Below are 24,715 nucleotides of genomic sequence, written 5' to 3'. Positions count from 1 at the left end.
GTCGTGGGAAACGACGTCGCGCCCGCCCGGACGGTGACAGGCCGCCGGGCCCCTACGCCGAAACGGGATCGGCCGCGACGTCGAGAACCGGCGCGTGCAGCGCCGGCATCGGGTTCAGGCGACGATGGGGGGACCGCGAAGCGGCGGGCGGAGGTAGGGGACGCGGCCCGGCGTGGGCAAGGCGAGGCCGAACGCCGCCAACGCCATCGCGAAGGCGATCGCCGCGAGTAGCAGCACCGGATCGACCGGCATCAGCGATGCCAGCGCCAGCCCGGCAAAGGCGCACGGTGCGTCCTGCGGCGCGTGATCGTGCGATGAAGATTTGTCGTGATCGTGCGCGCCATGGTCATGCGCCGACGCGACGTGATTGTCCGTTCCCGCATGCCCCATCGGCATGGCCATCGAACCGTGCGCCATGGGCGACATCGCGGCGGGCACGGGCCCCGCGGCCGGACACAGGATCAACCGCACTGCACCGCCAGCCACGTCGGGCATGAACCCGGCCGGCACGAGCAGCCGCATCGCCAGCGCGGCGGCAAGCACCAGGGCCGCCACCGTCCGGTGCGTCAGGATCAGGCGGCGCATCACGTCCACGCGGCGCCGTCTACGCGCTCGGGCGGGCGGTGTCATCCACCGGCATGCCCGCCGCCAACAGGATTGGTGCCGCATCGCCGCGGAACGGCAAGGGCCGGATGCCCGTCACGTCGCCGCGGCGCGCAGGCAGCCCGCTATTGCTGCGCCAGCATCGCCATGCGCGGCGGCAACGCATCGAGGATCGTACGGCGCTCTGCGGCAGGCTTGGCGCTCCAGTTGGAAATCTCGCCGATCGTCCGGCCGCACCCGCGGCACCAGCCCGTCGCCGCATCGAGAGTGCAGACGTTGATGCACGGGGAGGCGAGGCTCGCCGCCTCGGCGGGCACGATTGCGATCACTGGCTCGGCCATCGGCGCGTCACGCGTCGACGGGATCACCGACATTGAGCGCGACCGACAGGAAGTCCGGGATCGGGCCGTTCCAGCCGCCGTTCCAGTCAGCCTCCTGCCCCTCGTCGCGTCGGTCGCGGCGCGGGCGGCGATCCGCCGGCCGCGGCGCGTCGCCGCCGTACGACCGCTCGGCGCGGCCATAATCGCCCCGCCCGGACTCGACAGGACTACGCTCGGTGCGAACACCCTCAGCGCTGGCGGTATTGGCACGGGCGTGATCCGCACGCGGGGCCTCCGTCGCCTGACCGGCGTCGCGACGATCGCGGCGACCGCCCCGCTCGGGCCGCTCGCCGCGGTCCTCGCCCCGGCCGCTACGCGTGCTGCGCTCGCGGCGCGGCGGGCGCGCCTCTTCGGCGGTGTCCGGCGTCTGTTCGATCGTCATGCGATCGATCTTCTGCCCGGTCAGCTTTTCGATATTGTCGATGTTCTCCGCATCTTCCGCGGTCATCAGCGTGTAGGCGACGCCGGTCGCGCCGCCGCGGCCGGTGCGACCGATGCGGTGGACGTAATCGTCCGGATGCCACGGCGCATCGAAGTTGAAGACGTGGGACACGCCCTTGATGTCGAGCCCGCGCGCCGCGACGTCGCTCGCCACCAGGATGTTGATCTCACCCTTCTTGAACAGGTCGAGTTCGGCCAGCCGCTGCGGCTGCTCCATGTCGCCATGGATCTCGCCCGAGCGGAAGCCGTGCTTCTTCAGGCTCTTGTTGAGCTCACGCACCGTCGTCTTGCGGTTGCAGAAGATGATCGCAGTGGTGACGTCGTCCTGGCGCAGCAACTGGCGCAGCGCGTCACGCTTCTTGAACGCGCTGCCCGGCACCGGGACCAGCCATTGCTTGATGTTGACGTTGGTTGACGCGGGCCGCGCGACCTCGATCGTCTTGGGATTGTCGAGGAACTTGTCAGCCAGCTTCTTGATCGGCGGCGGCATCGTCGCCGAAAACAACAGGGTCTGACGCTGCTTGGGCAGCTTGGTGCAGATTTCCTCGATGTCGGGGATGAACCCCATGTCGAGCATCCGGTCCGCCTCGTCGATCACCAGCAACGAACATCCGGTCAGCAGGATGTTGCCACGCTGGAACAAATCCATCAGCCGGCCCGGCGTTGCGATCAGCACGTCGACGCCCTTTTCCAGCGCCTTGATCTGGTCGCCCATCGACACGCCGCCGATCAGCAGCGCCATCGACAGCTTGTGGCCGGCACCATACTTCTCGAAATTCTCCGCCACCTGCGCGGCGAGTTCGCGCGTCGGCTCCAGGATTAGGCTGCGCGGCATGCGGGCACGGCTGCGCCCGTGCGCCAGGATGTCGATCATCGGCAGGACGAAGGCCGCGGTCTTGCCCGTCCCCGTCTGCGCGATGCCGATCAGGTCGCGCATCATCAGCACGGAGGGAATCGCGCTCGCCTGGATCGGCGTCGGCTCGGTATAGCCGGCGTCGGTCACTGCCTTCAGGAGTTCGTCGGAAAGGCCGAGATCGGCAAAGCTCATGCAGAGGTCCGGGAAAACGGTCGCGGCGACTGCCTGCGACATCGCTTCGCGCGCTTGCGGATTTACGCGCAAAAGTCAAGATTTTCGGGCCCGCGCGCCTTATTTGCGCGGCACCAGCGTGCGGAAGGCCTTGATTTCGCACGTCAGCCCCGATCGCATGCTCAGCACGTCGCGATTGGCGCACACGCGCCCGTCCGCCGCGGGTTTCAGATAGAAACGGGAATAATAATCCATCGGCCGGCATTCCCCGCCCAGGTGCGCACGGATGCGGCGGTTGCCGGTCAGCGCCAGGTCGATCGCGCCGTCCCCGCTGACCATCGCGCCGCCCAGATCGGCGACCGCGATACATTTGGGCCCCTTTTTCTCTTTCCAGGTGATCGGTCGGGGCGCGGATACGGGCGCGGGCGCCGTCGTCGTGACGCGGATCACGACCCGCTGGTGCAGCGTCACCTGCGCGAACTGGACGCGGCCAAAATCGTCCCACGCCCCCGCAAGAGCGGGCGCGAAGACCGTAAACAGCGACAGGGTCACCCCCGGATGGATCATGAACGATCGGACATGGTCGTGCGGTGCCATAGCGGCGATCGTTGAACGGCGGATGAACTTGGCGTAGCGCGCGCCGCATGACCCCTGCGCAATCCGCGATGCTAGCCGCGCTCGCTCCGCGGCTGGGCGACAAGGCGATCGTCACCGACCGCGACGCGATCGCCCCCTGGGAAACCGACTGGCGCCGCCGCTTCCACGGCCATGCCCCCGCGATTCTCGCGCCCGCCGATACCGCGGAGGTCGCAGCGATCGTCGCCGCCGCGGCGGCGCACCGCGTGCCGTTGGTGCCGCAGGGCGGCAACAGTTCGATGGTCGGCGGCGCGACGCCGCCTGCGGACGGCTCGGCGCTGATCCTGTCGCTCCGGCGCATGAACCGTATCCGCCACGTCGATGCCGACGCAGGGCTCGCGGTGGCGGAGGCCGGCGTCATCCTGTCGGACCTGCATGACGCGGCGCTCGGCGTCGACCGTCGCTTCCCGCTGACCTTGGGAGCGAAGGGCAATGCCACCGTCGGCGGCCTCGTCTCGACCAATGCCGGCGGCACGCAGGTGCTGCGCTTCGGCTCGATGCGCGGGCTGGTCGCAGGGGTGGAGGCGGTGCTGGCGGACGGGTCGGTGCACGACGGGCTCGCCGTCCTCAAGAAGGACAATCGCGGCTACGACCTGACGCAGCTGCTCATCGGCGGCGAGGGGACGCTGGCAATCGTCACCGCCGCGTCGTTGCGCCTGGTGCCGCGCCCCGTGTCGCGCGCCACCGCCTGGGCCGCGACGCACGATCCCGAAAGCGCGCTCCGGCTACTGCGCCGCTTCCAGCAGGCGACCGACGCGGTCGAGAGTTTCGAGATATTGCCGCACGAATCGCTCGCCGCCGTGCTCGTCCACCTACCTTCCGCGCGCGCGCCGCTGGCGGACGAGCATGCGTGGCATCTGCTGATCGAGATCGCCGACCCGCGCGGCGCGCCGCTGCTCGAAACCCTGCTCGGCACCGCGCTTGCCGACGGGCTCATCGCCGATGCGACGATCGCGCAGAGCGAGGCGCAGGCCGACGGCTTCTGGCGCATCCGCGAATCGATCTCCGATTCCGAACGCGCGCTCGGCCCCGCCTCGCAGCACGATATCTCCGTGCCCGTCGCCGCGATGCCGCGCTTCATGATCGACGCGGCCGCGGCGTGCGACGCGCGCTTTCCGGGCACGCACGCCAGCGGCTTCGGCCACCTGGGCGACGGCAACGTGCATTTTCACGTCCGGGCGGCACCCGGCACCGATCCTGCGCGCTGGTATGCCCAGGACGTGCCCGTGGTGACGCGCTTCGTCGACGATCTGGTCGTCGCGGCGGGCGGCTCGATCGCGGCGGAACACGGCATCGGCCAGATGAAGATCGACGAACTTGCGCGGCTTTCCTCTCCCGCACGGCTGACGATGCTGCGCGCGATCAAGACGGCGATGGACCCGCTGGGGATTCTCAACCCCGGCAAGCTCGTGCCGCTTGCGCCGCCCGCCGCTGGGCAATAGAGCGGCCGCCGGTTCGACCGGCGTGCCAGGCGCGCCAAAACTCACGAATACGGAGAGAGTTCCCATGGCCAGCGCGCCGCTTCCCCTGTTCTACAACGGCCTCGAGCCGCTTTCGAGCGAGATGCACGCGACCTGGCGCGTCCGGCCGCAGGACAGCGCGCCGTTCCTCGCGGGCCAGCATGCGATCCCGATCACCACCGACGAATTTCCGCTGGTGCAGCGCTTCATGCCGATCGTCTTCTCCAGCGGCGACGATGCCATCCCGCTCGCGCTGATGGGCCTGAACGAGGGCGTCAACGTCTTCGTCGGCGACGACGGCAAGCTGACCGAGACGAACTTCTACGTCCCCGCCTATATCCGCCGCTATCCGTATATGCTGGCGCGGCTGCGCCCGGACAGCGAGGAACTGTCGCTGTGCTTCGACCCGACGTCGGAGACGATCGGCGAATTCGAGGACGGCGAGGCGCTGTTCGAAGACGGCCAGCCGACCGAATTCACCAAGAGCGTGCTGGGCTTCGCCGAGCAGTTCGAACAGGCCGGCGCGCGTACGCAGAACTTCATGAACGAGCTGCGCGAGATGGAGCTGCTGATGGAGGGCGAGGTGTCGATCCAGGTCGACCAGAACCAGCAGCCGTTCGTCTATCGCGGTTTCCAGATGATCAACGAGGAAAAGCTCGCCAACCTGCGCGGCGACCAGCTGCGCAAGATGAGCCAGTCGGGCATGCTGCCGCTGCTGTACGCGCACTTGTTCTCGCTGTCGCTGATGCGCGAGGTGTTCGCGCGCCAGGTGGATCAGGGCAAGCAGCCCCAGCCGCAGCTCGGCTGACCGAACGCCGCGGGCGACGTCACGTCGCCCGGCGCGCATGATCGCGAACGGGCGGCGCCGGGATGCCGGCGCCGCCCGTTTCGTTACGCGCTTGACCCGATCCGCACACCGCGCAAAGCTCGCCCCCTTCCCGTGCTGAGGACCCTGCCGATGAGCCGCCTGCCGCGCGACGAGCGCTATTCCACCGTCGCGATCTGGTTCCACTGGGGGATTGCGGTGCTGATCATCGCCAATCTGGTGATCGGCATCGGCCACGACAGCGTGCCGGCGCTGCGCGCGCTGATGGGTGCGCATTTCGCGATCGGCCTCACCGTGCTGGCGCTGACCGTGCTGCGCGTCGCGTGGCGCCTGGGCCACCGTGCGCCGCCCTACCCCGCCGCGATGCCGGCGTGGGAAAAGGGCGTGGCGCACGCCAATCAATGGGGCCTGTACCTGCTCATGCTCGCGCTGCCGCTGACCGGCTGGCTGATGGTGTCCGGCCCCGGGCCGAGCCGGCCGATGACGTGGTTCGGCCTGTTCATCATGCCGCACCTGCCTGCGTCGAAAGCGGCGGCAGGCTTCGGGCACGAGGCGCACGGCATCCTCGGCTGGGCGATGGTCGCGCTGGTCGTGCTGCACGTCGCCGCGGCGCTGCGGCATCATTTCGTGCGCCGCGATCAAATTCTGTCCCGCATGGCGCCGATCTTCGAACGCGGCTGATCGACAAAAAAAGCACGACCTGGCGGGCGGGGGTTGAACCAAATCGCCGCCCGCCTATTTATTCGCTTGTACGGCGACGTGTCCCCCCCTTTCGCGGCGCCGTATGGCACACCTTCGGGTGTGTCTCCTCCCTGAACCTTGGCCACCTCGTGCGATCCGCACGAGGTGGTTTTTTTATACGCTCACTCCGCGGCCAGCGCCGTTTCGGAACGAACCGCCCCGCCGTTCAGCGCTTCATCCTCAACTGCCGCGATCATGTTTTGCAGCAGCGCGACGGTGTGCCTCATTCCCGGCCCCGGCCGGTCGAGCGCAGCATCGAGGTAGAGCGATCGATCGAATTCGATCTGCACGCCATGGATGCCCCGATCGGGTGCGGCGTGACGGGCGAGGATATGCCCGCCGGCATAGGGGCTGTTGCGCGCGCATCCGATCCCCATCATCGCCGCCTCTGCCTCCAGCCGCGCGACGAAGCGGCTGTCCGCGCTCTTGCCGAAGCGGTCGCCCAGCACGACACGCGCGCCCGTGCCGAGCGGGGGCATCGAATGGATGTCGAGCAGCACGGCAATGCCGAAACGCGCATGCGCGGCCGCCAGCGCGGATGCCAGCGCCCGATGATACGGCCGGTGATCGCCGACGATCCGTGCCTCCACCTCCGCCGCGGTGAAACGCCGCCGCCACAGGTCGCCCGCGACACCGCCGCGCCGCGGGACGAGGCCGAGCCCGCTGCGCAACTTGGCGGACGCCTGCGCCTGGCCTTGCGGGCGCACGCCCTCGTCGACCAGCGCGTCGCGCTCGTCCTCGCCGCGATTGAGGTCGATCCACGCGCGCGCCCGCCGCTGCACCAGCATCGCCTGGTCGCCCCGCGCCCCTTGCGCAACGGCATCGACATGGCGGTCCTCGAGCACGACGAGCGCCCCTGCCGGCACGCGCCGCACCGACGCCAATATGGCAGGATAGTCGCGCCCCGCATGGGGCACAGACAGCACGACGGGGCTAGCCGGGGGCGTTGCGCCGAACTGATCGAACGAACCGTCCATCAATGGCACGCCATAGCGCGCCTGCGCGTTGCGCGCGCTGGAAATATTAAGCTCCCGCGATCATAACCGCGGCCGAACAGGGACGAAGATACGAAACATGATCCGGATTCTGCTGGCGGAAGACGACCAGGTGATGCGCGAATATCTGACGCGCGCACTCGAACGGGCGGGCTATGCGGTGACGGCAGTCGATCGCGGCACGGCGGCGATCCCGCTGCTACAGACGGAACGGTTCGACCTGCTGCTCACCGATATCGTGATGCCCGAGATGGACGGCATCGAGCTCGCCCGGCGCGCCAGCGAGATGGTCGAGGGGCTGCGCGTCATGTTCATCACGGGCTTTGCCGCGGTGACGCTAAAGGCGGGGCGCGAAATGCCGAACGCGCGCGTTCTGTCCAAACCGTTTCACCTGCGCGACCTCGTGGCGGAGGTCGATCGGGTTTTCGAGACGGGAAATGCGAGCGGCATCAATTGACGCTTGCATCCCATAAAAGGCGCGGCTAACAGCGCCACTCCCGGCGGGCGTGTAGCTCAGTGGTAGAGCACTGTGTTGACATCGCAGGGGTCGCAAGTTCAATCCTTGCCACGCCCACCATCCAAAAGACCCTGGAAATCCCATGTGGATTTCCAGGGTCTTTTTGCACGGGGCGCGTGCCGACGACGATCGTGCGTCAGGAAGGCTTGGCGGCGATCAGCGCGTCGTCGATCTCGCCGGCGCGCCTGTAGGCGGGCCGGTCCGCCAGCCGCGCGATATAGCCCATGATGCCGTCGGTCTTGGGCAGCAGGCCGAACTGCGTATACCACATCGCCGCGGAGCCGACGTAGACGTCCGCTGCGGTGAACCGCTCGCCCGCGATATAGGGCTGGCGCGATACCGCCTGGTCGAACACGCCGGCGACGAGGTCGAAATTGCCGTAACCCGCCATGCGCTGCTGGTCGGCATTGGGTTCGACGCCCATCGACCGGTTGGTGATCGCCGCTTCCATCGGCCCCGCCGCGAAGAACAGCCAACGATAATAATCGGCGCGCTCATCAGCGGTCGGCGCGAGTTCGGCGTCGGGGAAGGCTTCGGCGAGGTAGGCGCAGATCGCCGCGCCCTCGGTCACCACCCGATCGCCATGGCGGATCGCCGGCACCTTCATCATCGGGTTGATCGCGCGATAGGCGTCCCCCTTCATGTCGGTGGCATAATCGAGCACCACCGTTTCATACGGCTGGCCGGTCTCCTCCAGCATCCACCGCGCGATCCTGCCGCGCGACATCGGGTTGGTGTAGAACGTCAGGTCGGTCATGGTGAGCCTTTCGCCTGCTGGGATCAAAGCGTGCGCTTGAACAGGTCGAGCATCCGCCCCCAGGCGCGTTCGGCCTGCGGCGCGTTGTAGACGCGGCTGTCGATCACGCACCAGCCGTGCATCGCGCCCGGATAGACCGCGATCTCCGCCGGCACCTTCGCCGCCGCGAAGGCGGTGCGCAGCACATCCTTGTCGCCTGGACTGCGCCCATCGTCATTCTCCGCGATCGCGATCAGATAGCGCCCGCGCAGCTTCGGTGCGAGCAGATGCGGGCTGTCGGCATCGTTGGTCACCAGCGCGGCGCCGTGGAAGGATGCGCCGGCATGGACGCGCACCGGATCGGTCGCCGCGGTGCGCAGGACGAACGGGCCGCCCATGCAATAGCCCGCGGCGCCGAGCGGGCGCTTCGTATCCACCGATGGCTGCTTGTCGAGGAACGCGATGAAGGCGCGTGCATCGCTGGTCGTCGCGGCGGGCGTCAGCTTTTCGCGCCATGGCATGATCCGGTCGCGCACCGCGGGCTGGTCGAACGACTCGCCGTCCTTCAGGAACGGCGCCTTCGTCGACCGGTAGAATTGATTGACCGCGAGCACCGCATAGCCGCTCTGCGCGAGCCGGTCGGCCATCTGGCGAAAAGCGGGGCGCAGCCCCATGATATCGGGCCAGATCAACACGCCGGGGTGACGGCCGCTCGCTGGCGCGGTGAAATAGGCGTCGCATTGCCCGTCGGGCGTTGCGATAGTGACGTCGCGGCCCTTGACGGGGAGCGCATCGGCGGGCGCGGGCAGGACCATCGCGATCCCCGCCGCCCCTGCGGCCGCGCCGAACGCGCGGCGCGACAGGTGATGCTCGTTATCCTCGGCGGTCCATTCGTCGCACATCGCGCCTCTCCCGATCCGTATATCCGGTCGGGAGGCTATAGCAGGAAAACCGCATCCGCCAGTGCGTTGACGACCGGCGCATCATCGCGTCCCGGCCGGTTCGGCCGGCGGGCGGGCGAGCCGAAGCCCGACCGTGTCCCTGTCAGCGGTCGCCGAACAGCGCGCGCGCTTCTGCCTGCGCGCCGGTTTCGCCTTCCTCGACGCCGCGGGCCGCCGCCTCGCGCTCGGCGCGCAGGCTGGCGATCAGCGCCTCGCGGTCGCCCTCCAGGCGCGTATCCTGCGGCGCGGGCTCGGCGCCGCTCGTCTTGGCTGCCTTCGAGACCGCGGCGTCGAGCTCGCGCTGCGTCGTCAAGCCAAGCGTCACCGGGTCCTTCGGCGTGATATTGGCGATATTCCAGTGGCTGCGGTCGCGGATCGCCGCGATCGTCGTGCGCGTGGTGCCGATCAGGTTGCTGATCGCACCGTCCGAGATTTCCGGATGGTTGCGGATGATCCAGGCGATGCCGTCGGGCTTGTCCTGCCGCTTCGACACCGGCGTGTAGCGCGGGCCCTTGGTGCGGCGGACCTGCTCGGGGCCCTTGGTCATCTTCAGGCGGTAGGCCGGATCGGCCTGCCCCTTGTCGATCTCCTCCTGCGTCACCTCGTGCGCACGCACCGGATCGCGGCCGGTCAGCTTGGTGCCGGCGGTGTCGTCGGCGATCGCCTGCACTTCCAGGATGTGAAGCCCACAGAAATCGGCGATCTGGTCGAACGACAGCGAGGTATTGTCGACGAGCCAGGAAGCGGTCGCATGAGGCATGAGCGGCTGGGACACGGGGTCTTGCTCCGTAGAAATAAATAGGGCCGCCCCATCACGGAGCGGCCGTCGTACACCCCCGATGTACCGCGCGTGTGGCCGAAGGGCAACCCGTCAGGCATTTTGTGCACCCGCGTTGACCGAACTGTCACAATTCCCGACTATGGCGCCGCATCGATCAATAGAAAACATCCAGGGAGTTCGGGAATCATGACCGTTTTCAAGAGCCTGTCGCTCGTCATCGCCGGCACCGCGCTGGTTGCCGCCCCCGTCGCCGCCTCGGCGGCGCCGGCGCAGGCGAATCCTGCCGCCAGCCTGTCTGTCGCGCGCGCGGCCGCGCCGGCGTCGGGCAAGAGCAAGATCGGCGCATCGGTGTCGACGACCACGCTGATCAGCATCGGCATCCTCGCCGCGCTGACCGCGATCGTGCTCGTCGCGACGGACAAGTCCGACAGCAACTGATCGCAGCAGATCGCCGAAAAACGGGGCCCTGCGGCAGCCGCCGCGGGGCCCTTTTCGTTCACGCCTTGCGCAGCCGGCCGAACGGCAGCAGTTCGGCGGCCAGCCGCCGCACCTCATCCGTCCGCCCTGCGCGGATCGGCACCAGGATCGCCGCCGCGGCACGCTGCATCGTCCGATCGATCAATGTCGGCGCCGCGGCCCGGCTCGCCGCTTCCGCAAGTTGGCGTGCCCGCGCATCCTCCGGATCGAGTTCCAGCCGCAACAGCGCCGACAGGCCTGGATAGAGTGCACGATCCCCGCCCAGCGCCACCGCGCGGTCGAGCGCGGCGAAGGCGACGGGTTTCTGCGCGCCCAGGATCGCGCGCGCGCCGAGCCGCCCCAGCCGGAATACCGCACCGACATGCCATGCGCCGAGCGCGAGCTGCGCCTCCGCGCTCGGCTATCGCGCGCGACCATCGCCTCGAACAGCTTGCGCGCCGCGATCGCATCGCTCCGGCTGCCGTTGAGGCGCGCGCGATAGCCGAGCGCGGTCGCCTGCATCAGTTGTGCCTCGCGGTCGTCGGGGTTGTGCTTCAGCGCGGCGGTGGCGAGCGCCTGCGCCGCGGTGATCCGCTTCAGCGCGTCGTCGGGATCGCGGTCACTGAACGATGCCTGCGCCAGCACCTCGCGCGCGGTTTCGGCGGTCGAGGGCGATGCCGCCATCATCGCGGCGAACAGGGCAGCGCCCAACCAGAACCGCATCAATTCATCCTATCCGTTACGCCTGTCCAACGTCATGCTTCACGCTTAGATCCCGCCACGCGCACGCCGGTCGGCCTCTCGTTTCACCCGACCGTCAGCACGATCTTGCCGATATGATCGCCCTGTTCCATCCGGGCATGTGCGGCCGCCGCCTCGCCTAGCGGATAGATCTGGTCGATGACGGGGCGCAGCCGGCCGGCGGCCACATGCGGCCAGACGACGCGCGCGATCTCGTCCGCGACGAGCGACTTGAATGCGCTGTCGCGCGGACGCAGCGTCGATCCGGTCAGCGTCAGGCGCCGGCGCATGATGTCGAACAAGGGCACCGTCGCCTGCGTGCCGCGCTGCACCGCGATCGAGACATGGCGGCCATCGTCGGCGAGGCATTCGAGGTTGCGCGGCACGTAATCGCCGCCAACCATGTCGAGCACCGCCGCAACCCCGGCGCCCCCAGTGATCTCGCGGACGCGCGCGACGAAATCCTCGTCATGGTAATTGATCGCGTGCGCCGCACCGAGCTCCAGCGCGCGGGCGCATTTGCGCGCGTCGCCGCAGGTGACGATGACGGTCAGGCCGAACAGCTGGCCGAGCGCGATCGCGGTGGTGCCGATTCCGCTGGTGCCGCCGTGGACCAGCACCGTGTCGCCCTGCGCGGCAAAGGCCCGTTCGAACAGGTTGGTCCACACGGTGAACACGGTTTCCGGCAATGCCGCCGCCTCGTACATCTCGAGGCCGTCGGGCACGGGCAGGCACTGGCCGGCAGCGACCGCGGCATATTCCGCATAGCCGCCGCCAGCGAGCAGCGCGCACACCGGCTGGCCGAGCAGCGCGGCATCCGCGCCATCGCCGAGCGCCACGACGGTGCCCGCGATCTCCAGCCCCGGAATCGACGGCGCGCCCGGCGGCGGCGGATAGCCGCCCTTGCGCTGCAGAACGTCGGGCCGGTTGACGCCCGCGGCGGCGACGCGGACCAGCACCTCGCCCATGGCGGGGCGCGGCACGGGTCGCGTCACGAGCCGCAGGACCTCTGGTCCCCCCGCACCTTCCGGGTCGATCGCCTGCATCGTTTCGGGGATCTCGGTCATCCGGTCGCATCCTCGTCCATGGCGCGGTCCGTCGCTTATTGACATCGCTTTGGCGCGGGTCAACGTTGCGTCACGTTATGGACATGGACGATCTTCCCCCTCGTCCCGACGACGCGCTCGCGATGCTGCGCCGGCAGGACCTAGACCCGCTTTCCGTGGCCGAACTCGACGCGCGGGTCGCCGCGCTGGAGGCGGAGATCGCGCGCGTCCACGCGCATCGCGAACGCGCCGTTAACCATCGCGCAAGCGCCGACGCGCTATTCCGTCGATGACCGGACCGGGCATCGCTCCTGCGCGTTGGTCACGCGCCGGCACGATGCCCGACCGGTTGATGGACGGCCCCGCGATACCGACATTGGTGGAAAGGGCCGCGTCATCGTCCGCGGCCCGACTGGAGTAACATTCTCATGCCATCCTTCGCCCCCGCGCTCGAGACCACGCTGCACAAGGCGCTCGAGGCCGCGTCGTCCCGCCGCCACGAATATGCGACGCTGGAGCATCTGCTTCTCGCGCTGATCGGCGACGAGCATGCGTCGAAGGTGATGGAGGCCTGCAACGTCGATCTCGGCGATCTAAAGACCACCGTCGCCCATTATCTCGATACCGAGCTCGACGCGTTGAAAGTGGATGCCGCGACCGATCCGTCGCCGACCAGCGGTTTCCAGCGCGTCGTCCAGCGCGCGATCCTGCACGTCCAGTCGTCGGGCCGTGACGAGGTGACGGGCGCGAATGTGCTCGTCGCGTTGTTCAGCGAACGCGAGAGCTACGCCGTCTATTTCCTGCAACAACAGGACATGAGCCGCCTCGATGCGGTCAGCTTCATCAGCCATGGCGTCGGCAAGGGCGGCCAGGCGACCGAGGCCGCGCCGCCCAAGGGTGCCGAAGAGGAGAAGCCGAAGGCCGCCGCGGACAAGGGCAAGAGCGAAAGCGCGCTCAAGCAGTTCACCGTCGATCTCAACGAAAAGGCGAAGATCGGCAAGGTCGATCCGTTGATCGGCCGCGGGCCGGAGGTCGACCGCACGATCCAGATCCTGTGCCGCCGATCAAAGAACAATCCGCTCTATGTCGGTGATCCCGGCGTCGGCAAGACCGCGATCGCCGAAGGCCTGGCGCGCAAGATCGTCGAGGGCGAGGTGCCTGACGTGCTCAAGGAGGCGGTGATCTATAGCCTCGACATGGGCGCTTTGCTTGCCGGCACCCGCTATCGCGGCGATTTCGAGGAGCGGCTGAAGGCGGTCGTCAACGAGTTGGAAAAGCTGCCGCACGCGGTGCTGTTCATCGACGAAATCCATACCGTGATCGGCGCCGGCGCGACCAGCGGCGGGGCGATGGATGCGTCCAATCTGCTGAAGCCGGCGCTGTCGGGCGGTTCGATCCGCTGCATCGGATCGACGACCTACAAAGAGTTCCGCAACCACTTCGAAAAGGATCGCGCGCTGCTGCGCCGGTTCCAGAAGATCGACGTCAACGAGCCGACGATCGAGGATACGATCAAGATCCTCGCCGGCCTGCGCTCGGCGTTCGAGGAGCATCACAGCGTCAAGTACACGCCCGATGCGATCAAGTCGGCGGTGGAATTGTCGGCACGCTACATCAACGACCGCAAGCTGCCCGACAAGGCGATCGACGTTATCGACGAAGTCGGCGCGATGCAGATGCTGGTGCCGCAGAACAAGCGCAAGAAGACGATCACCGCGCGCGAGATCGAGGCGGTGATCGCGACAATGGCGCGCATCCCGCCGAAATCGGTCAGCTCCGACGACAAAAAGGTGCTGGAGACGCTGGAAACCGACCTGAAGCGCGTCGTGTTCGGGCAGAACGGTGCGATCGAGAAGCTCGCCGCGGCGATCAAGCTCAGCCGCGCCGGCCTGCGCGATCCGGAAAAACCGATCGGCAACTATCTGTTCACCGGCCCGACCGGCGTCGGCAAGACCGAGGTCGCAAAGCAGCTCGCGACGATCCTGGGCATCCCGCTCCAGCGATTCGACATGTCCGAATATATGGAGCGCCATTCGGTCAGCCGGCTGATCGGCGCGCCCCCGGGCTATGTCGGCTTCGACCAGGGCGGTCTGTTGACCGATGCGGTCGACCAGAACCCGCATTGCGTGCTGTTGCTCGACGAGATCGAGAAGGCGCATCCGGACCTCTATAACATCCTGCTCCAGGTGATGGACAACGGCCGCCTGACCGACCAGCACGGCAAGACGGTCGATTTCCGCAACGTCATCCTGATCATGACGACCAATGCGGGCGCCGCGGACATGGCGCGCGAGACGGTCGGCTTCGGCAACCTGACCCGCGAGGGTGAGGACGAGCAGGCGGTGCAGCGGATGTTCTCGCCCGAGTTCCGCAACCGGCTCGATGCGATCGTGCCCTTCGGCTACCTGCCGACCGAGGTGGTCGCGCGGGTGGTGGACAAGTTCATCCTCCAGCTCGAACTGCAGCTGGCGGATCGCCAAGTGCACATAAACCTGGACGATGCCGCAAAGAGCTGGCTGACCGAAAAGGGCTACGACCGCCTGTACGGCGCCCGTCCGATGGGCCGCCTGATCCAGGAGAAGATCAAGCAGCCGCTCGCCGAGGAACTGCTATTCGGCAAGCTGGTGCACGGCGGCGAGGTGACGGTGAAGATGAAGGACGGCGCGCTGTCCTTTGCGATCGAGCCGGCCGCGCCGAAAAAGCCCAAGAAAAAGGGCAAACCCGAGGCCGTCGACGCCAAGTAACCTGCGGCAAGACCGATCCGAAACGGAGCGACTTTGCGAAAAGTCGCTCCGTTTTCATTGTATCCGATCCTGCATGGACCCGGACGATCAGCAGAATGTGCCGCGCGAGGCCGCCGACAATCTCTTCGACGATCCCGATATGGTCGACCGGCTGGACGCACGGGGTTACGGCGACATCACCGCCGGACGGCTGCTGGGCAACGAGGCCGTCGCGCTTTGGCTGGGCCTGTGGGGCACGCAGGGCGGCGGAACCCCGCCGTGGCGCTGATCTGGACCGAAGGCGCGATCGCCGATCTCGAACATATCCGCCGGTACCTCGGGGCGATCGGTCGGGGGGCGGAAACCCGGCTAGCGTGGGCGGCGATCGATACGGCGCGCCGGCTGGACGCCTATGCGGACCATCCAGCGGGGTGCCACGACGTCGCGCTGCTGCGCCCGTTCGTCCTGCGCGTGCATGGCGCGGGGCCGACGGGTTTCGTCCTGTCGGTGCGCCAGCGAGGTGGGGCGATCCGATAGCCGCCGACAGAAAACGACGACGTCGCGGCAGTTTGCGCGCCGCGAGGGACGATAAGCTGCGACGATGTTAACCATTGTTTGGTGAAGCGGCCGTATCGCCGACCCGATGTCGGTGACCCGCGCCCTCGCTCGACTGATCGCCCTGTTCGGAGCGATGATCGCGATCGCCTGCGCCGTGCCGGCGTCCGCGATGCCGGGCGTGCCGCTGCAAACCTGCGTCGCGCGCGCGCGGCCAGCGGACACGGCCGTGCGGATGTTCGCCGATCCGGCCCGGTTCGACTGCACGACACCGCAGAATCATTATGGCGCCGGCGATTACTGGATGCTGTCCCGGCCGATCCCCCATACGGGTGCGGACAGGGCCGCGATCCGCTTCGCCAGCACCTGGCAACGGCAGGTTTCGCTCTACATCCTCTATAGCGACGGCGCGATCCGTCGGCTCGGTTTCGACAGTCGCGCCGCGGGCCGCGCGTTGATGCTGGGCGCGACCTTCCAGCTGCCGCTGCCGCCGCGCGAGGCGCAGCCGGTCCGCCTGCTCTGGCATATCGAAGGCTCGCTCAACGTGCGCGGCATCGTCAATGGCGCGTATATCGTCAGCGGTCGGGAAGCCGTGCGCCATGAACTGGGCATGGCCGCCCTGTACGCGACGTTCGCGGGCATGTGCATCGCGCTGCTGATCTATAATCTCGCCTTGTGGGCGGCGCTGCGCCAGGCGTTCCAGCCCGCCTATTGCCTGATGGTGCTCAGCCTGCTCGGCTATGCGTTCAGTTCTTCGGGGTTCCTCGGCCAGATCACCGCGATCGACAACAACGACCGGATGCGCCTCAATTATGTGCTGCTCGCCGTCGCGGCGGTCGCCGCGATCACCTTCGCGCGCGCCTTCTTCGAACGCCGCGTGTTCGACGGCTGGCTACGCCCGACGAGCAATGTGGTGGCGGCGGCGATCCTGGTCAGTTCGTCGAGCTTCGCCCTGTTCACGCCGCGTTTCCCGGTCGCGATCAACCTCGCCGTCAACCTGTCCTACGTCCTGCTGATCGGCTTGGTCGGCGCGGTGCTGTGGCGGGCGTGGCGCGCGCGCAGCAACCATCTGTGGGTCTTCGCCATCGCCTGGGGCGCGCCCGTCGCCCTGTGTTCGGTGCGTATCCTCGCGGCGATGAACGTCATCAGCTGGTATTGGTGGATCGATCATTCCACGCTGCTCGCAATGGCGCTGGAAGCGTCGCTGTCGTCGCTGGGCGTCGCCTATCGCATCCGCCTGCTCAGCCTGGAGCGCGACAGCGCGCGCGAGCAGGAAATCGCCGCCCGCCTGCTCGCCGCGACCGACCCGCTGACCGGGCTGCTCAACCGTCGCGCCTTCCTGGAGCAGGCGATCGGCCGCAGCGGAGATCAGCAACTCGTCATCGCCGACATCGACCATTTCAAGGCGGTCAATGAGACGATCGGCCATGACGGCGGCGACGAGGTGCTGCGCCGCGTCGCCCGGTCGCTACGCACGGTGGCACCGCCGGGCACGCTGATTGCCCGGTTCGGTGGCGAGGAGTTCGCCCTGCTGATGCCCGCTGAACCCGCGTTCGACGCAGACGCGGTGCTCGACGCGTTGCGCGCGGAGCGCATGCCGTTCGATCTGTCCGTCACCGCCAGCATCGGCACCTGTTCGGGCCCGCTCGATCGGGAAACCGACTGGAAGGCGCTGTACCGCTGCGCCGACCGCGCGCTGTTCGAGGCGAAGGCTGCCGGTCGCGACCGCGTCCGCGGCGCGGCGCCGCTGTTCAGCGCCGCCTGACCCACTGGCGGCGTCCCGCCCACGCTGTTATGCTGCCGCATCGGGAGGCGTAACGGATGAGCGACCGGCGGAAGATAGCGATCGGTGCGGGCCTTGCGCTCGCGATCATCGCCGTGCGCCATCCCACCGCGGACATCCGGCTGATCACGCACGACGCCGCCGACCCGACGCCGCACCGCATGCAGGCCGCGATCGACTTCGGGCTGGTCGGCGTCTCGGTCCTCTATACCTGGACGCAGCGCCTGCGGTGATCGCTCAGCCGAACACCGTCTTGAGGTTCATGAACTCGTGCAGGCCGTAAGGCCCCAGTTCGCGCCCATGGCCTGAGCGTTTGATCCCGCCGAACGGCGCTTCGGGTGAAGAGGCGAGCATTGCGTTGATCGCGGTCATACCCGCGGCGATGTCGCGTTCGAACCGCGCGCGCTCGCCCGGATCGTTGGTCCACACGGACGATCCCAAGCCGAAGGGCACGTCGTTGGCGAGGGCGATCGCGGCGTCGATATCGTCGGCGCGGAACACCATCGCCACCGGGCCGAACACTTCCTCCTGCGCCGCGGGATGGTCGACGGGCACGTCGACAATCACGCCCGCCGACATATAGGCGCCCTTGCCCAGCAGCGCCTCGCCGCCGAACAGCAGGCGGCCGCCCGCCTTCTCGATCGCGTCGATCTGGTCCAGCGTCGTCTGCCGCTGCTCTTCGCTCGACAGGGGCCCCATGTCGGTGGCGGGGTCCAGCGGATCGCCGGCCTTCACCGCGCGCATCGCCGCGCCGAACCGGTCGAGAAACGTATCGTAGATGTCGGCATGAACGATCATGCGCTTTGCGCAGATGCACGACTGGCCGGTGTTCTGGATACGCGCCTTCACCGCCTGTTCGACCGCTTTGTCGAGATCGGCGGACGGCATGACGATGAACGGGTCCGAGCCGCCCAGTTCCAGCACGACCTTCTTGAGGTTGCGCCCGGCCGCCTCGGCGACCTTGATCCCCGCCCCTTCGCTGCCGGTGAGCGTCACGGCGACGATCCGCGGATCGTCGATCAGCGCCTCCACCTTGTCCGACCGGATGGCGAGGTTCTGGAACAGACCGGCGGGCGCACCGGCGGCGATGATCGTCTCCTCGATCGCAGCGGCGCATCCTTGCGTGATCGAGGCGTGTTTCAGCAGCCCGACGTTGCCGGCCATGATCGTCGGCGCGACGAAGCGGATGACCTGCCAATAGGGGAAGTTCCACGGCATCACCGCCAGCACCGGCCCCATCGGCAGCCAACGCGCGGTCGCGGGTCCGGATGCGGTCTGGAACATGCGCGGCTCCAGCATCGCAGGCCCTTCCTGCGCATAATGGCGGAAGGCGGCGGCGCATTTCTCGACCTCGGCAATGGCGGAGGTCAGCGTCTTGCCCATCTCACGCGTCGCGATCTCCGCCAGACGACGCTTGTCCGCTTCGAACGCCTCGGCGATCCGTTCGAGCAGCGCGGTGCGTTCGTCATACGACGTCGTCCGCCAATTTGCGTAGGTGGCCGCGGCGCGGGCAATGCGCGCCTCGACCTCGTCGGCGGTCAGTTCGGGGATCGGGGTGCCGGCCTCGCCGGTCGCGGGATTGATGCTGGTGAACATGACCGGCCGAACGCGCAGGGGTGCTTGCCCGATCCCCCGCCCTGCCGCATAGCGCGTCCCCATGGATACGCCGATCGAGAGCCTGTCGTTCGAGGATGCCCTCAAGGAACTGGAGCGTATCGTCTCCCGATTGGAAAGCGGCGAGGCGAGCCTGGACGAATCGATCGCGCTCTACGAACGCGGTGACCGGTTGCGCCAGCGCTGTGCCGAGCGGCTCGATGCGGCGCAGGCGCGGATCGAGGCGATCCGCCTGGACGCCGAGGGCAAGGCCGCCGGCACCCGCCCCTTTGCCGCAGGTTGATCCGATGGCCGCAGCCGCGCTTCCGCCAACGCTTGCCACCGCGCTGACCGAAGTGGCGGCGGATATCGACGCCCGCTTCGACCGATTGCTCGCGGTGCCCGACGATGCCCGTGCCGACCTGTACCATGCGATGCGCCATGCCGCGATCGGGGGGGGCAAGCGGCTGCGCCCGCTGCTCGTCTGCGCCACCGCCGACCTGTTCGGCGTATCGCGCGACTGTTCGGGCGAGGTCGCGGCGGCGATCGAGGCGATCCACGTCTATTCGCTGATCCACGACGATCTGCCCGCAATGGACGACGACGACCTGCGCCGCGGCAAGCCGACGGTCCACAAGGCGTTCGACGAGGCGACCGCGATCCTGGCGGGCGACTGTCTGCACGCGCTCGCGTTCGAGGTGCTCGCCGATCCTGCGACGCACCCCGACCCGTTCGTTCGTGCCGAGCTTGTGATGGCGGTCGCGCATGCGTCCGGCCCGTCGGGCATGGCGGGCGGCCAGATGATGGACCTCGTCGCGGAACGCTCGCGCTTCGACCTCGCCACCGTCACCCGGTTGCAGCAGATGAAGACCGGCGCGCTGATCAGTGTCGCGGTGGAGGCGGGCGCGATCCTGGGCCGGGTGCCCGTCGACGCGCGCGTCGCGCTGCGCGGCTATGCGCGCGACCTCGGCCTCGCCTTCCAGATCGCCGACGACCTGCTCGACGCGGAAGGCGACGAGGCAGCGGCGGGCAAGAAGCTGCGCAAGGATGCCGACGCGGGCAAGGAGACGTTCCTGACGCTGCTCGGCATCGAGCGTGCGCGCGAACAATGCGCGATGCTGGTCGACCAGGCGATCCAGCATCTGAAGGGTCATGGCGCCGAGGCCGATGTGCTGCGCGATCTGGCCCGCTACGTCGTCGCGCGCGACCGGTAAGGGACCCCGCAGCCATGTCGACCCGCATCGGCGTCTATCCCGGCACGTTCGACCCCGTCACGCTGGGGCATATGGACATCATCCGCCGCGGCGCGAAACTGGTCGACAAACTGGTGATCGGGGTGACGACCAATCCGTCCAAGTCGCCGATGTTCACGCTCGACGAGCGCATGGCGATGGTGCGGCGCGAGACGGCGGACATCGCCGGCGCGATCGAGGTCGTCGCGTTCGATTCGCTGCTGATGGACTTTGCCGAGCGCGAGGGCGCGAAGGTGATCGTGCGCGGCCTGCGCGCGGTCGCCGATTTCGAATACGAATATCAGATGGCCGGCATGAACCAGCAGATCAATCCGCGGGTCGAGACGGTCTTTCTGATGGCCGACGTCGCGCTGCAGCCGATCGCCAGCCGACTGGTCAAGGAAATCGCGCTGTTCGGCGGCCCGATCGCGCGCTTCGTCACGCCGCAGGTGTGCGAGGACGTCGTCGCGCGCGTCGCGGCGATAGGCCGCAAGGGCAGCTGAACCCGGCGTCCGCCACGTTCAGTTTGGTGCAACCCGGATTCTGGTCTAAGCCGCCGCGATCATCTGGATAGGATTTCCATGCGCGCGTTCGCCCGTTTCCTTGCGTTGACCACCCTGTGCCTCGCGACCACGCCCGTCGCCGCGCAGGTCATCGAAGCCAATGTCGCCGGCCGCGCCACGCCGCCTGCAATCAACGACCCGCAGAACCTGTGGCTGCTCGATCTGTCCGACGGTGGCCGCGTCACCATCTGGCTGCGCCCCGACGTCGCGCCCAAGATGGTGGAACGGATCAAGACGCTGACCCGCCAGCATTTCTACGACGGCCTCGCCTTCCACCGTGTCATCGACGGCTTCATGGCGCAGGGCGGCGACCCGAAGGGCGACGGCACCGGCGGCTCGACGCTGCCCAACGTCGCATCCGAGTTCAATTATCTGCCGCACGTGCGCGGCGCGGTGTCGGCGGCGCGCGCGGACGACCCCAACAGCGCGAACAGCCAGTTCTTCATCGTCTTCCAGCCCAAGCTGAACCTCGACAAGAAATACACCGTGTTCGGCCGCGTCATCGACGGCATGCAATATGTCGACCGGATCGAGCGCGGCGAGCCGCCGTCGGACCCGACCAGGATCGTTCACGCCTACATAGCCGCGGACAATCCGCCGGCCTATTCGAACCAGCCCGCCCCCGCCCCGGTCAGCCTGGGCGCGCCGGTGACGCTGCCGGATTCGGGCACGCCCGCAGGCAAGGCAGCCCCTAAGAAGGCGGCGCCGAAGGCCAAGTGAAGGTCGACCTTTTCGATTTCGCGCTGCCGCCGGAAAACATCGCGCTGCGTCCCGCCGCCCCGCGCGATGCGGCGCGGATGCTGGTGCTGGATGGCGACGCGACGCGCGACGTCCACGTCCGCGACCTGCCGGCGCAGCTCCGCGCGGGCGACTGCCTGGTGTTCAACGACACGCGCGTGATCCCGGCACAGCTGGAGGGGCGGCGCGGCGACGCCGGCATCGGCGCGACGCTGCACAAGCGCGAGGGGCCGCGGCGCTGGCGCGCGTTCATCCGCAACGCCAAGCGGCTGCGCGATGGCGACGCGATCGATTTCGGCCAGGGCGTATCCGCGATCGCGCGCGACCGGGCGGAGGACGGCAGCTTCGCGCTCGATTTCGCGGGCGACGAGCCCGTCGAGCTGCTGCTCGAGCGCGCCGGGCGGATGCCGTTGCCGCCCTATATCGCGGCCAAGCGGCCGACCGACGCGCGCGACGCGGACGATTACCAGACGATGTTCGCCGCCGAGCCGGGCGCGGTCGCGGCGCCGACCGCGGCGCTGCACTTTACCCCGGGCCTGCTCGCGGCGCTCGATGCGGCGGGGATCGGGCACGAGACGCTGACGCTGCACGTCGGCGCGGGCACCTTCCTGCCGGTCAAGGCGGAGGACACCGAGGCGCATCGCATGCATGCCGAATGGGGGCGGATCGACGCGGCGACCGCGGACCGGCTGAACGCGGTGCGCGCGGATGGCGGCCGGGTGATCGCGGTCGGCACGACGTCGCTACGCCTGCTCGAAAGCGCCGCGACGCCGGACGGCACGATCGCGCCGTTCGAAGGGGACACCGCGATCTTCATCACGCCGGGTTATACCTTCCGCGCGATCGACGGGCTGATGACCAATTTCCATCTGCCCAAGAGCACATTGTTCATGCTCGTCTCCGCTCTCATGGGGCTGGAGCGGATGCAGGCGGCCTATGCGCATGCGATCGCGACGGGATACCGATTCTACAGCTACGGCGATTCCTCCCTCCTCCTGCCGCCACGGTGACATACATGCTGCTCGCGCTGCTGCTCCAGGCCCAAGCCGTGCCGGCCGTAACGCAGGCGCCAACGCAGCCACAGCCGCCTGCCACCTTCGTCGTCGAGCCTGCGGCGATGGCGATCGTCGGCTGGGACGCGGACGGCGACGGCCGGACGACGCGCGCCGAGATGGAGGCGGGCGTGCGCCGCAGCTTCGTGGGCGTCGATGCGGCGAAGGCCGGCTCGATCGGCTATATCGCCTTCGCCGACTGGGCGACGCGCTGGCTGGGCGATCCCAATGCGCTGCCGAGCCCGTTCGAGGTCGATGCCAACGGCGACGACCGGATCACGCTTGCCGAACTGGAGGCGGCGTTCGGGCGCATCTTCGACCGGCTCGACAAGGATCGCGACGGCGCGGTCACGCGCAAGGAGGCGCTGACGATCCGCGCCAACGCCGGGATGGCGAACGGTCCGCCGGCGGGGCGGCACAAGCGGCGCTGAGGGCGATCGACGCCGCAGCTTCGCCCTTCGTCATGCCGGAACGAGCTTGGCGAGAGTGGGCGGGCCGCATTTCTTGCCTTTTGCCCAACAGAAGGAAGCCCCGGCCCCGCTGACCGAGGCGGCGAGGTGTCTGGGATTGCGTCGAAATTCCGCGAGTCTTGACAGAATTGACACCTGAACGCGTAATCTCGTTACGCGTTATCGCCAGTTTATTCCATGATGAGAAAGAGCGACATTCTTATCCAATGTCGATAGCATATTTTCGGCATGTAGGACAGCGCGAACATCGCCGCGGTGCCTCGACAGCGCGTTGCGCTTTCGCCAAGAGCCCTGCCCCATGACCGAGCGTTTCGCCTTTTCCATCAGCGCCACCGACGGCCGCGCGCGTACCGGCGCGATCCGGATGCAGCGCGGCACGATCCGTACCCCCGCCTTCATGCCCGTCGGCACCGCCGCAACAGTGAAGGCGATGAAGCCGGCGGACGTCGAACACGCGGGCGCGGACATCATCCTGGGCAATACCTATCACCTGATGCTGCGCCCCGGGGCGGAGCGGGTGGCGAAGCTGGGCGGGCTGCACGATCTCATGGGCTGGCAGCGGCCGATCCTGACCGATTCGGGCGGTTATCAGGTGATGAGCCTGTCCGATCTGACCAAGCGATCCGAAGAGGGCGTGGCGTTCAAGTCGCACCTCGACGGCACGCGCCACATGCTGAGCCCGGAACGCTCGATCGAGATCCAGCGGCTGCTCGGCAGCAATATCGTGATGGCGTTCGACGAGCTGGTGCCGACGACCTCGACGCGCGAGGTGCAGGCGGCGGCGATGGAGCGGTCGATGCGCTGGGCGAGGCGCAGCCGCGACGCGTTCGACGGCGGCGGCGACCATGCCGCAAACAACGCGATCTTCGGCATCCAGCAGGGTGCGTTGGACGAAGGCTTGCGCAAGGCGAGCGCCGATGCGCTGATCGACATCGGTTTCGATGGGTATGCCGTCGGCGGCCTTGCGGTCGGCGAGGGGCAGGCGGCGATGTTCGGCTGCCTCGACTTCGCGCCGGAGCAGCTGCCCGCCGACAAGCCGCGCTACCTGATGGGGGTCGGCAAGCCCGACGACATCGTCGGCGCGGTCGAGCGCGGCATCGACATGTTCGATTGCGTCATGCCGACGCGCTCGGGCCGCACGGGCCAGGCGTTCACGCGCACCGGGCCGATCAATTTGCGCAATGCGAAGTTTGCGGAGGATACCGGGCCGCTCGATCCCGAATGCGGGTGCCCGGTGTGCGCGACGTGGAGCCGCGCGTACATCCACCATCTGGTCCGCGCGGGCGAAATCCTGGGCGCGATGCTGATGACCGAACATAATATCGCTTTTTATGAAGGGTTGATGGCGGACCTCAGAGCCGCCATTGCGGATCGTGCGTTGACCGCATTCGCCACGTCGTTTCGCGCAAGGTATCGGCGCGAAAAGGGAGAGTAACATGGCCGATCATCAGCCCGACCAGCCCAACGAAATCCTCGAAGCCGCCGCCGCCGCCAAGGCGGCTGGCCATGCCGCCGACGCGCGCACCGCGGACCCGGCGAAGACGGGCCATTGGCCGATGCGCATCATCGGCGTCGGAATCGGATCGGCCGCGGTCGCGGCGGCGGTGCTGTTCGCCAATTCGGGGCGGAAGAAAAAGAAGGGCTGATGCCTTTCATTCCCCTCCCGCCTGCGGGAGGGG

The 24,715-nt window shown here is 68.1% G+C and carries 30 protein-coding genes and 1 tRNA gene; 20 read left to right on the top strand and 11 right to left on the bottom strand.

From position 1 onward, the window contains the following. Window positions 1-114 precede the first annotated feature (114 nt). The 4 genes from DM480_RS09200 to DM480_RS09185 form a co-directional block, all read right to left on the bottom strand. Window positions 115-585 (bottom strand): hypothetical protein, encoded by a 471-nt coding sequence (locus DM480_RS09200; protein ID WP_232834199.1) that lies wholly within the window; start codon window positions 583-585, stop codon window positions 115-117. A gap of 143 nt (window positions 586-728) precedes the next feature. After that, the gene (locus DM480_RS09195) at window positions 729-944 is read right to left on the bottom strand and encodes a DUF1289 domain-containing protein (protein WP_115381089.1); all 216 of its coding nucleotides are present in this window, start codon (window positions 942-944) and stop codon (window positions 729-731) included. Window positions 945-951: 7 nt separating this feature from the next. Continuing rightward, window positions 952-2,472 (bottom strand): DEAD/DEAH box helicase, encoded by a 1,521-nt coding sequence (locus tag DM480_RS09190; protein WP_115381087.1) that lies wholly within the window; start codon window positions 2,470-2,472, stop codon window positions 952-954. A gap of 99 nt (window positions 2,473-2,571) precedes the next feature. Next, window positions 2,572-3,048, bottom strand: coding sequence for a hypothetical protein (locus DM480_RS09185; RefSeq protein ID WP_115378553.1), 477 nt, complete (start codon window positions 3,046-3,048; stop codon window positions 2,572-2,574). A 47-nt stretch (window positions 3,049-3,095) separates the two neighbouring features. Between DM480_RS09185 and DM480_RS09180 the strand changes: the two genes are divergently transcribed. The 3 genes from DM480_RS09180 (at window position 3,096) to DM480_RS09170 (ending at window position 6,054) form a co-directional block, all read left to right on the top strand. Next, window positions 3,096-4,529, top strand: coding sequence for an FAD-binding oxidoreductase (locus DM480_RS09180; RefSeq protein ID WP_115378552.1), 1,434 nt, complete (start codon window positions 3,096-3,098; stop codon window positions 4,527-4,529). 64 nt (window positions 4,530-4,593) lie between these two features. Then, window positions 4,594-5,355 (top strand): SapC family protein, encoded by a 762-nt coding sequence (locus DM480_RS09175; protein WP_115378551.1) that lies wholly within the window; start codon window positions 4,594-4,596, stop codon window positions 5,353-5,355. 150 nt (window positions 5,356-5,505) lie between these two features. Continuing rightward, a complete protein-coding gene (locus tag DM480_RS09170; RefSeq protein WP_115378550.1) occupies window positions 5,506-6,054 on the top strand; it encodes a cytochrome b in 549 nt (182 codons plus the stop codon). A gap of 182 nt (window positions 6,055-6,236) precedes the next feature. Here the strand turns inward: DM480_RS09170 and DM480_RS09165 are convergent, their stop codons facing one another. After that, on the bottom strand, window positions 6,237-7,091 hold the full coding sequence (locus DM480_RS09165) for an N-formylglutamate amidohydrolase (protein WP_115378549.1): 855 nt from the start codon (window positions 7,089-7,091) through the stop codon (window positions 6,237-6,239). A gap of 97 nt (window positions 7,092-7,188) precedes the next feature. Between DM480_RS09165 and cpdR the strand changes: the two genes are divergently transcribed. Next, complete coding sequence (cpdR, locus tag DM480_RS09160; RefSeq protein ID WP_115378548.1) at window positions 7,189-7,566, top strand: cell cycle two-component system response regulator CpdR; 378 nt, start codon at window positions 7,189-7,191, stop codon at window positions 7,564-7,566. 45 nt (window positions 7,567-7,611) lie between these two features. Next, window positions 7,612-7,686, top strand: a tRNA-Val gene (locus DM480_RS09155). Between the two features lie 76 nt (window positions 7,687-7,762). Here DM480_RS09155 and DM480_RS09150 read toward each other — a convergent pair. The 3 genes from DM480_RS09150 to DM480_RS09140 all read right to left on the bottom strand — a co-directional run bounded on the left by DM480_RS09150 (window position 7,763) and on the right by DM480_RS09140 (window position 10,078). After that, window positions 7,763-8,383, bottom strand: coding sequence for a glutathione S-transferase family protein (locus tag DM480_RS09150; RefSeq protein ID WP_115378547.1), 621 nt, complete (start codon window positions 8,381-8,383; stop codon window positions 7,763-7,765). A 23-nt stretch (window positions 8,384-8,406) separates the two neighbouring features. After that, complete coding sequence (locus DM480_RS09145; RefSeq protein WP_115378546.1) at window positions 8,407-9,264, bottom strand: dienelactone hydrolase family protein; 858 nt, start codon at window positions 9,262-9,264, stop codon at window positions 8,407-8,409. A gap of 142 nt (window positions 9,265-9,406) precedes the next feature. After that, the gene (locus tag DM480_RS09140) at window positions 9,407-10,078 is read right to left on the bottom strand and encodes a DUF1013 domain-containing protein (protein ID WP_115378545.1); all 672 of its coding nucleotides are present in this window, start codon (window positions 10,076-10,078) and stop codon (window positions 9,407-9,409) included. 192 nt (window positions 10,079-10,270) lie between these two features. Here DM480_RS09140 and DM480_RS09135 point away from each other — a divergent pair, with 192 nt between their 5' ends. Then, on the top strand, window positions 10,271-10,522 hold the full coding sequence (locus tag DM480_RS09135) for a hypothetical protein (protein ID WP_232833933.1): 252 nt from the start codon (window positions 10,271-10,273) through the stop codon (window positions 10,520-10,522). 180 nt (window positions 10,523-10,702) lie between these two features. Here DM480_RS09135 and DM480_RS09130 read toward each other — a convergent pair whose 3' ends face one another. Together DM480_RS09130 and DM480_RS09125 are read right to left on the bottom strand one after the other, a co-directional pair. Continuing rightward, on the bottom strand, window positions 10,703-11,263 hold the full coding sequence (locus tag DM480_RS09130; RefSeq protein ID WP_232833932.1) for a hypothetical protein: 561 nt from the start codon (window positions 11,261-11,263) through the stop codon (window positions 10,703-10,705). 83 nt (window positions 11,264-11,346) lie between these two features. Next, entirely contained in the window at window positions 11,347-12,348 is a 1,002-nt protein-coding gene (locus DM480_RS09125; RefSeq protein ID WP_198665784.1) for an NAD(P)H-quinone oxidoreductase, read from the bottom strand. A gap of 77 nt (window positions 12,349-12,425) precedes the next feature. Here DM480_RS09125 and DM480_RS09120 point away from each other — a divergent pair, with 77 nt between their 5' ends. From DM480_RS09120 to DM480_RS09095, 6 genes are all read left to right on the top strand, one after another. Continuing rightward, complete coding sequence (locus DM480_RS09120; protein ID WP_115378544.1) at window positions 12,426-12,620, top strand: DUF1192 domain-containing protein; 195 nt, start codon at window positions 12,426-12,428, stop codon at window positions 12,618-12,620. A gap of 135 nt (window positions 12,621-12,755) precedes the next feature. Beyond that, window positions 12,756-15,071 (top strand): ATP-dependent Clp protease ATP-binding subunit ClpA, encoded by a 2,316-nt coding sequence (clpA, locus tag DM480_RS09115; RefSeq protein WP_115378543.1) that lies wholly within the window; start codon window positions 12,756-12,758, stop codon window positions 15,069-15,071. 73 nt (window positions 15,072-15,144) lie between these two features. Continuing rightward, entirely contained in the window at window positions 15,145-15,339 is a 195-nt protein-coding gene (locus DM480_RS09110) for a CopG family transcriptional regulator (protein ID WP_115378542.1), read from the top strand. Continuing rightward, entirely contained in the window at window positions 15,330-15,587 is a 258-nt protein-coding gene (locus DM480_RS09105) for a hypothetical protein (protein ID WP_115378541.1), read from the top strand. The genes DM480_RS09110 and DM480_RS09105 overlap by 10 nt, the downstream gene beginning before the upstream one ends. Before the next feature lie 106 nt (window positions 15,588-15,693). Then, on the top strand, window positions 15,694-17,370 hold the full coding sequence (locus DM480_RS09100; protein ID WP_198665783.1) for a diguanylate cyclase: 1,677 nt from the start codon (window positions 15,694-15,696) through the stop codon (window positions 17,368-17,370). A 56-nt stretch (window positions 17,371-17,426) separates the two neighbouring features. Further along, a complete protein-coding gene (locus DM480_RS09095; RefSeq protein ID WP_115378540.1) occupies window positions 17,427-17,621 on the top strand; it encodes a hypothetical protein in 195 nt (64 codons plus the stop codon). Window positions 17,622-17,625: 4 nt separating this feature from the next. On the opposite strand, the gene DM480_RS09090 is transcribed toward DM480_RS09095, so the two are convergent. Further along, complete coding sequence (locus tag DM480_RS09090; RefSeq protein WP_115378539.1) at window positions 17,626-18,984, bottom strand: NAD-dependent succinate-semialdehyde dehydrogenase; 1,359 nt, start codon at window positions 18,982-18,984, stop codon at window positions 17,626-17,628. Between the two features lie 61 nt (window positions 18,985-19,045). Between DM480_RS09090 and DM480_RS09085 the strand changes: the two genes are divergently transcribed. From DM480_RS09085 to DM480_RS09050, 8 genes are all read left to right on the top strand, one after another. Then, window positions 19,046-19,285, top strand: a complete 240-nt coding sequence (locus tag DM480_RS09085) for an exodeoxyribonuclease VII small subunit (protein WP_115378538.1) — start codon at window positions 19,046-19,048, stop codon at window positions 19,283-19,285. 4 nt (window positions 19,286-19,289) lie between these two features. Continuing rightward, entirely contained in the window at window positions 19,290-20,195 is a 906-nt protein-coding gene (locus DM480_RS09080; protein WP_115378537.1) for a polyprenyl synthetase family protein, read from the top strand. Window positions 20,196-20,209: 14 nt separating this feature from the next. Further along, window positions 20,210-20,716, top strand: coding sequence for a pantetheine-phosphate adenylyltransferase (gene coaD, locus DM480_RS09075; RefSeq protein WP_115378536.1), 507 nt, complete (start codon window positions 20,210-20,212; stop codon window positions 20,714-20,716). Window positions 20,717-20,794: 78 nt separating this feature from the next. Then, window positions 20,795-21,496, top strand: a complete 702-nt coding sequence (locus tag DM480_RS09070) for a peptidylprolyl isomerase (protein ID WP_115378535.1) — start codon at window positions 20,795-20,797, stop codon at window positions 21,494-21,496. After that, entirely contained in the window at window positions 21,493-22,524 is a 1,032-nt protein-coding gene (queA, locus tag DM480_RS09065) for a tRNA preQ1(34) S-adenosylmethionine ribosyltransferase-isomerase QueA (RefSeq protein WP_115378534.1), read from the top strand. The genes DM480_RS09070 and queA overlap by 4 nt, the downstream gene beginning before the upstream one ends. A gap of 5 nt (window positions 22,525-22,529) precedes the next feature. Then, complete coding sequence (locus tag DM480_RS09060) at window positions 22,530-22,997, top strand: EF-hand domain-containing protein (protein ID WP_232833930.1); 468 nt, start codon at window positions 22,530-22,532, stop codon at window positions 22,995-22,997. Window positions 22,998-23,334: 337 nt separating this feature from the next. Beyond that, window positions 23,335-24,471: a tRNA guanosine(34) transglycosylase Tgt gene (gene tgt / locus DM480_RS09055; RefSeq protein ID WP_115378533.1), complete on the top strand. Its 1,137-nt coding sequence runs from the start codon at window positions 23,335-23,337 to the stop codon at window positions 24,469-24,471. 1 nt (window position 24,472) lies between these two features. Beyond that, window positions 24,473-24,682, top strand: a complete 210-nt coding sequence (locus tag DM480_RS09050; protein ID WP_115378532.1) for a hypothetical protein — start codon at window positions 24,473-24,475, stop codon at window positions 24,680-24,682. Window positions 24,683-24,715 lie beyond the last annotated feature (33 nt).

The organism is Sphingomonas sp. FARSPH, assembly GCF_003355005.1.
In the GTDB taxonomy this organism is placed as follows: Bacteria; Pseudomonadota; Alphaproteobacteria; order Sphingomonadales; family Sphingomonadaceae; genus Sphingomonas.
This window is presented reverse-complemented; position numbering and strand designations above follow the sequence as displayed.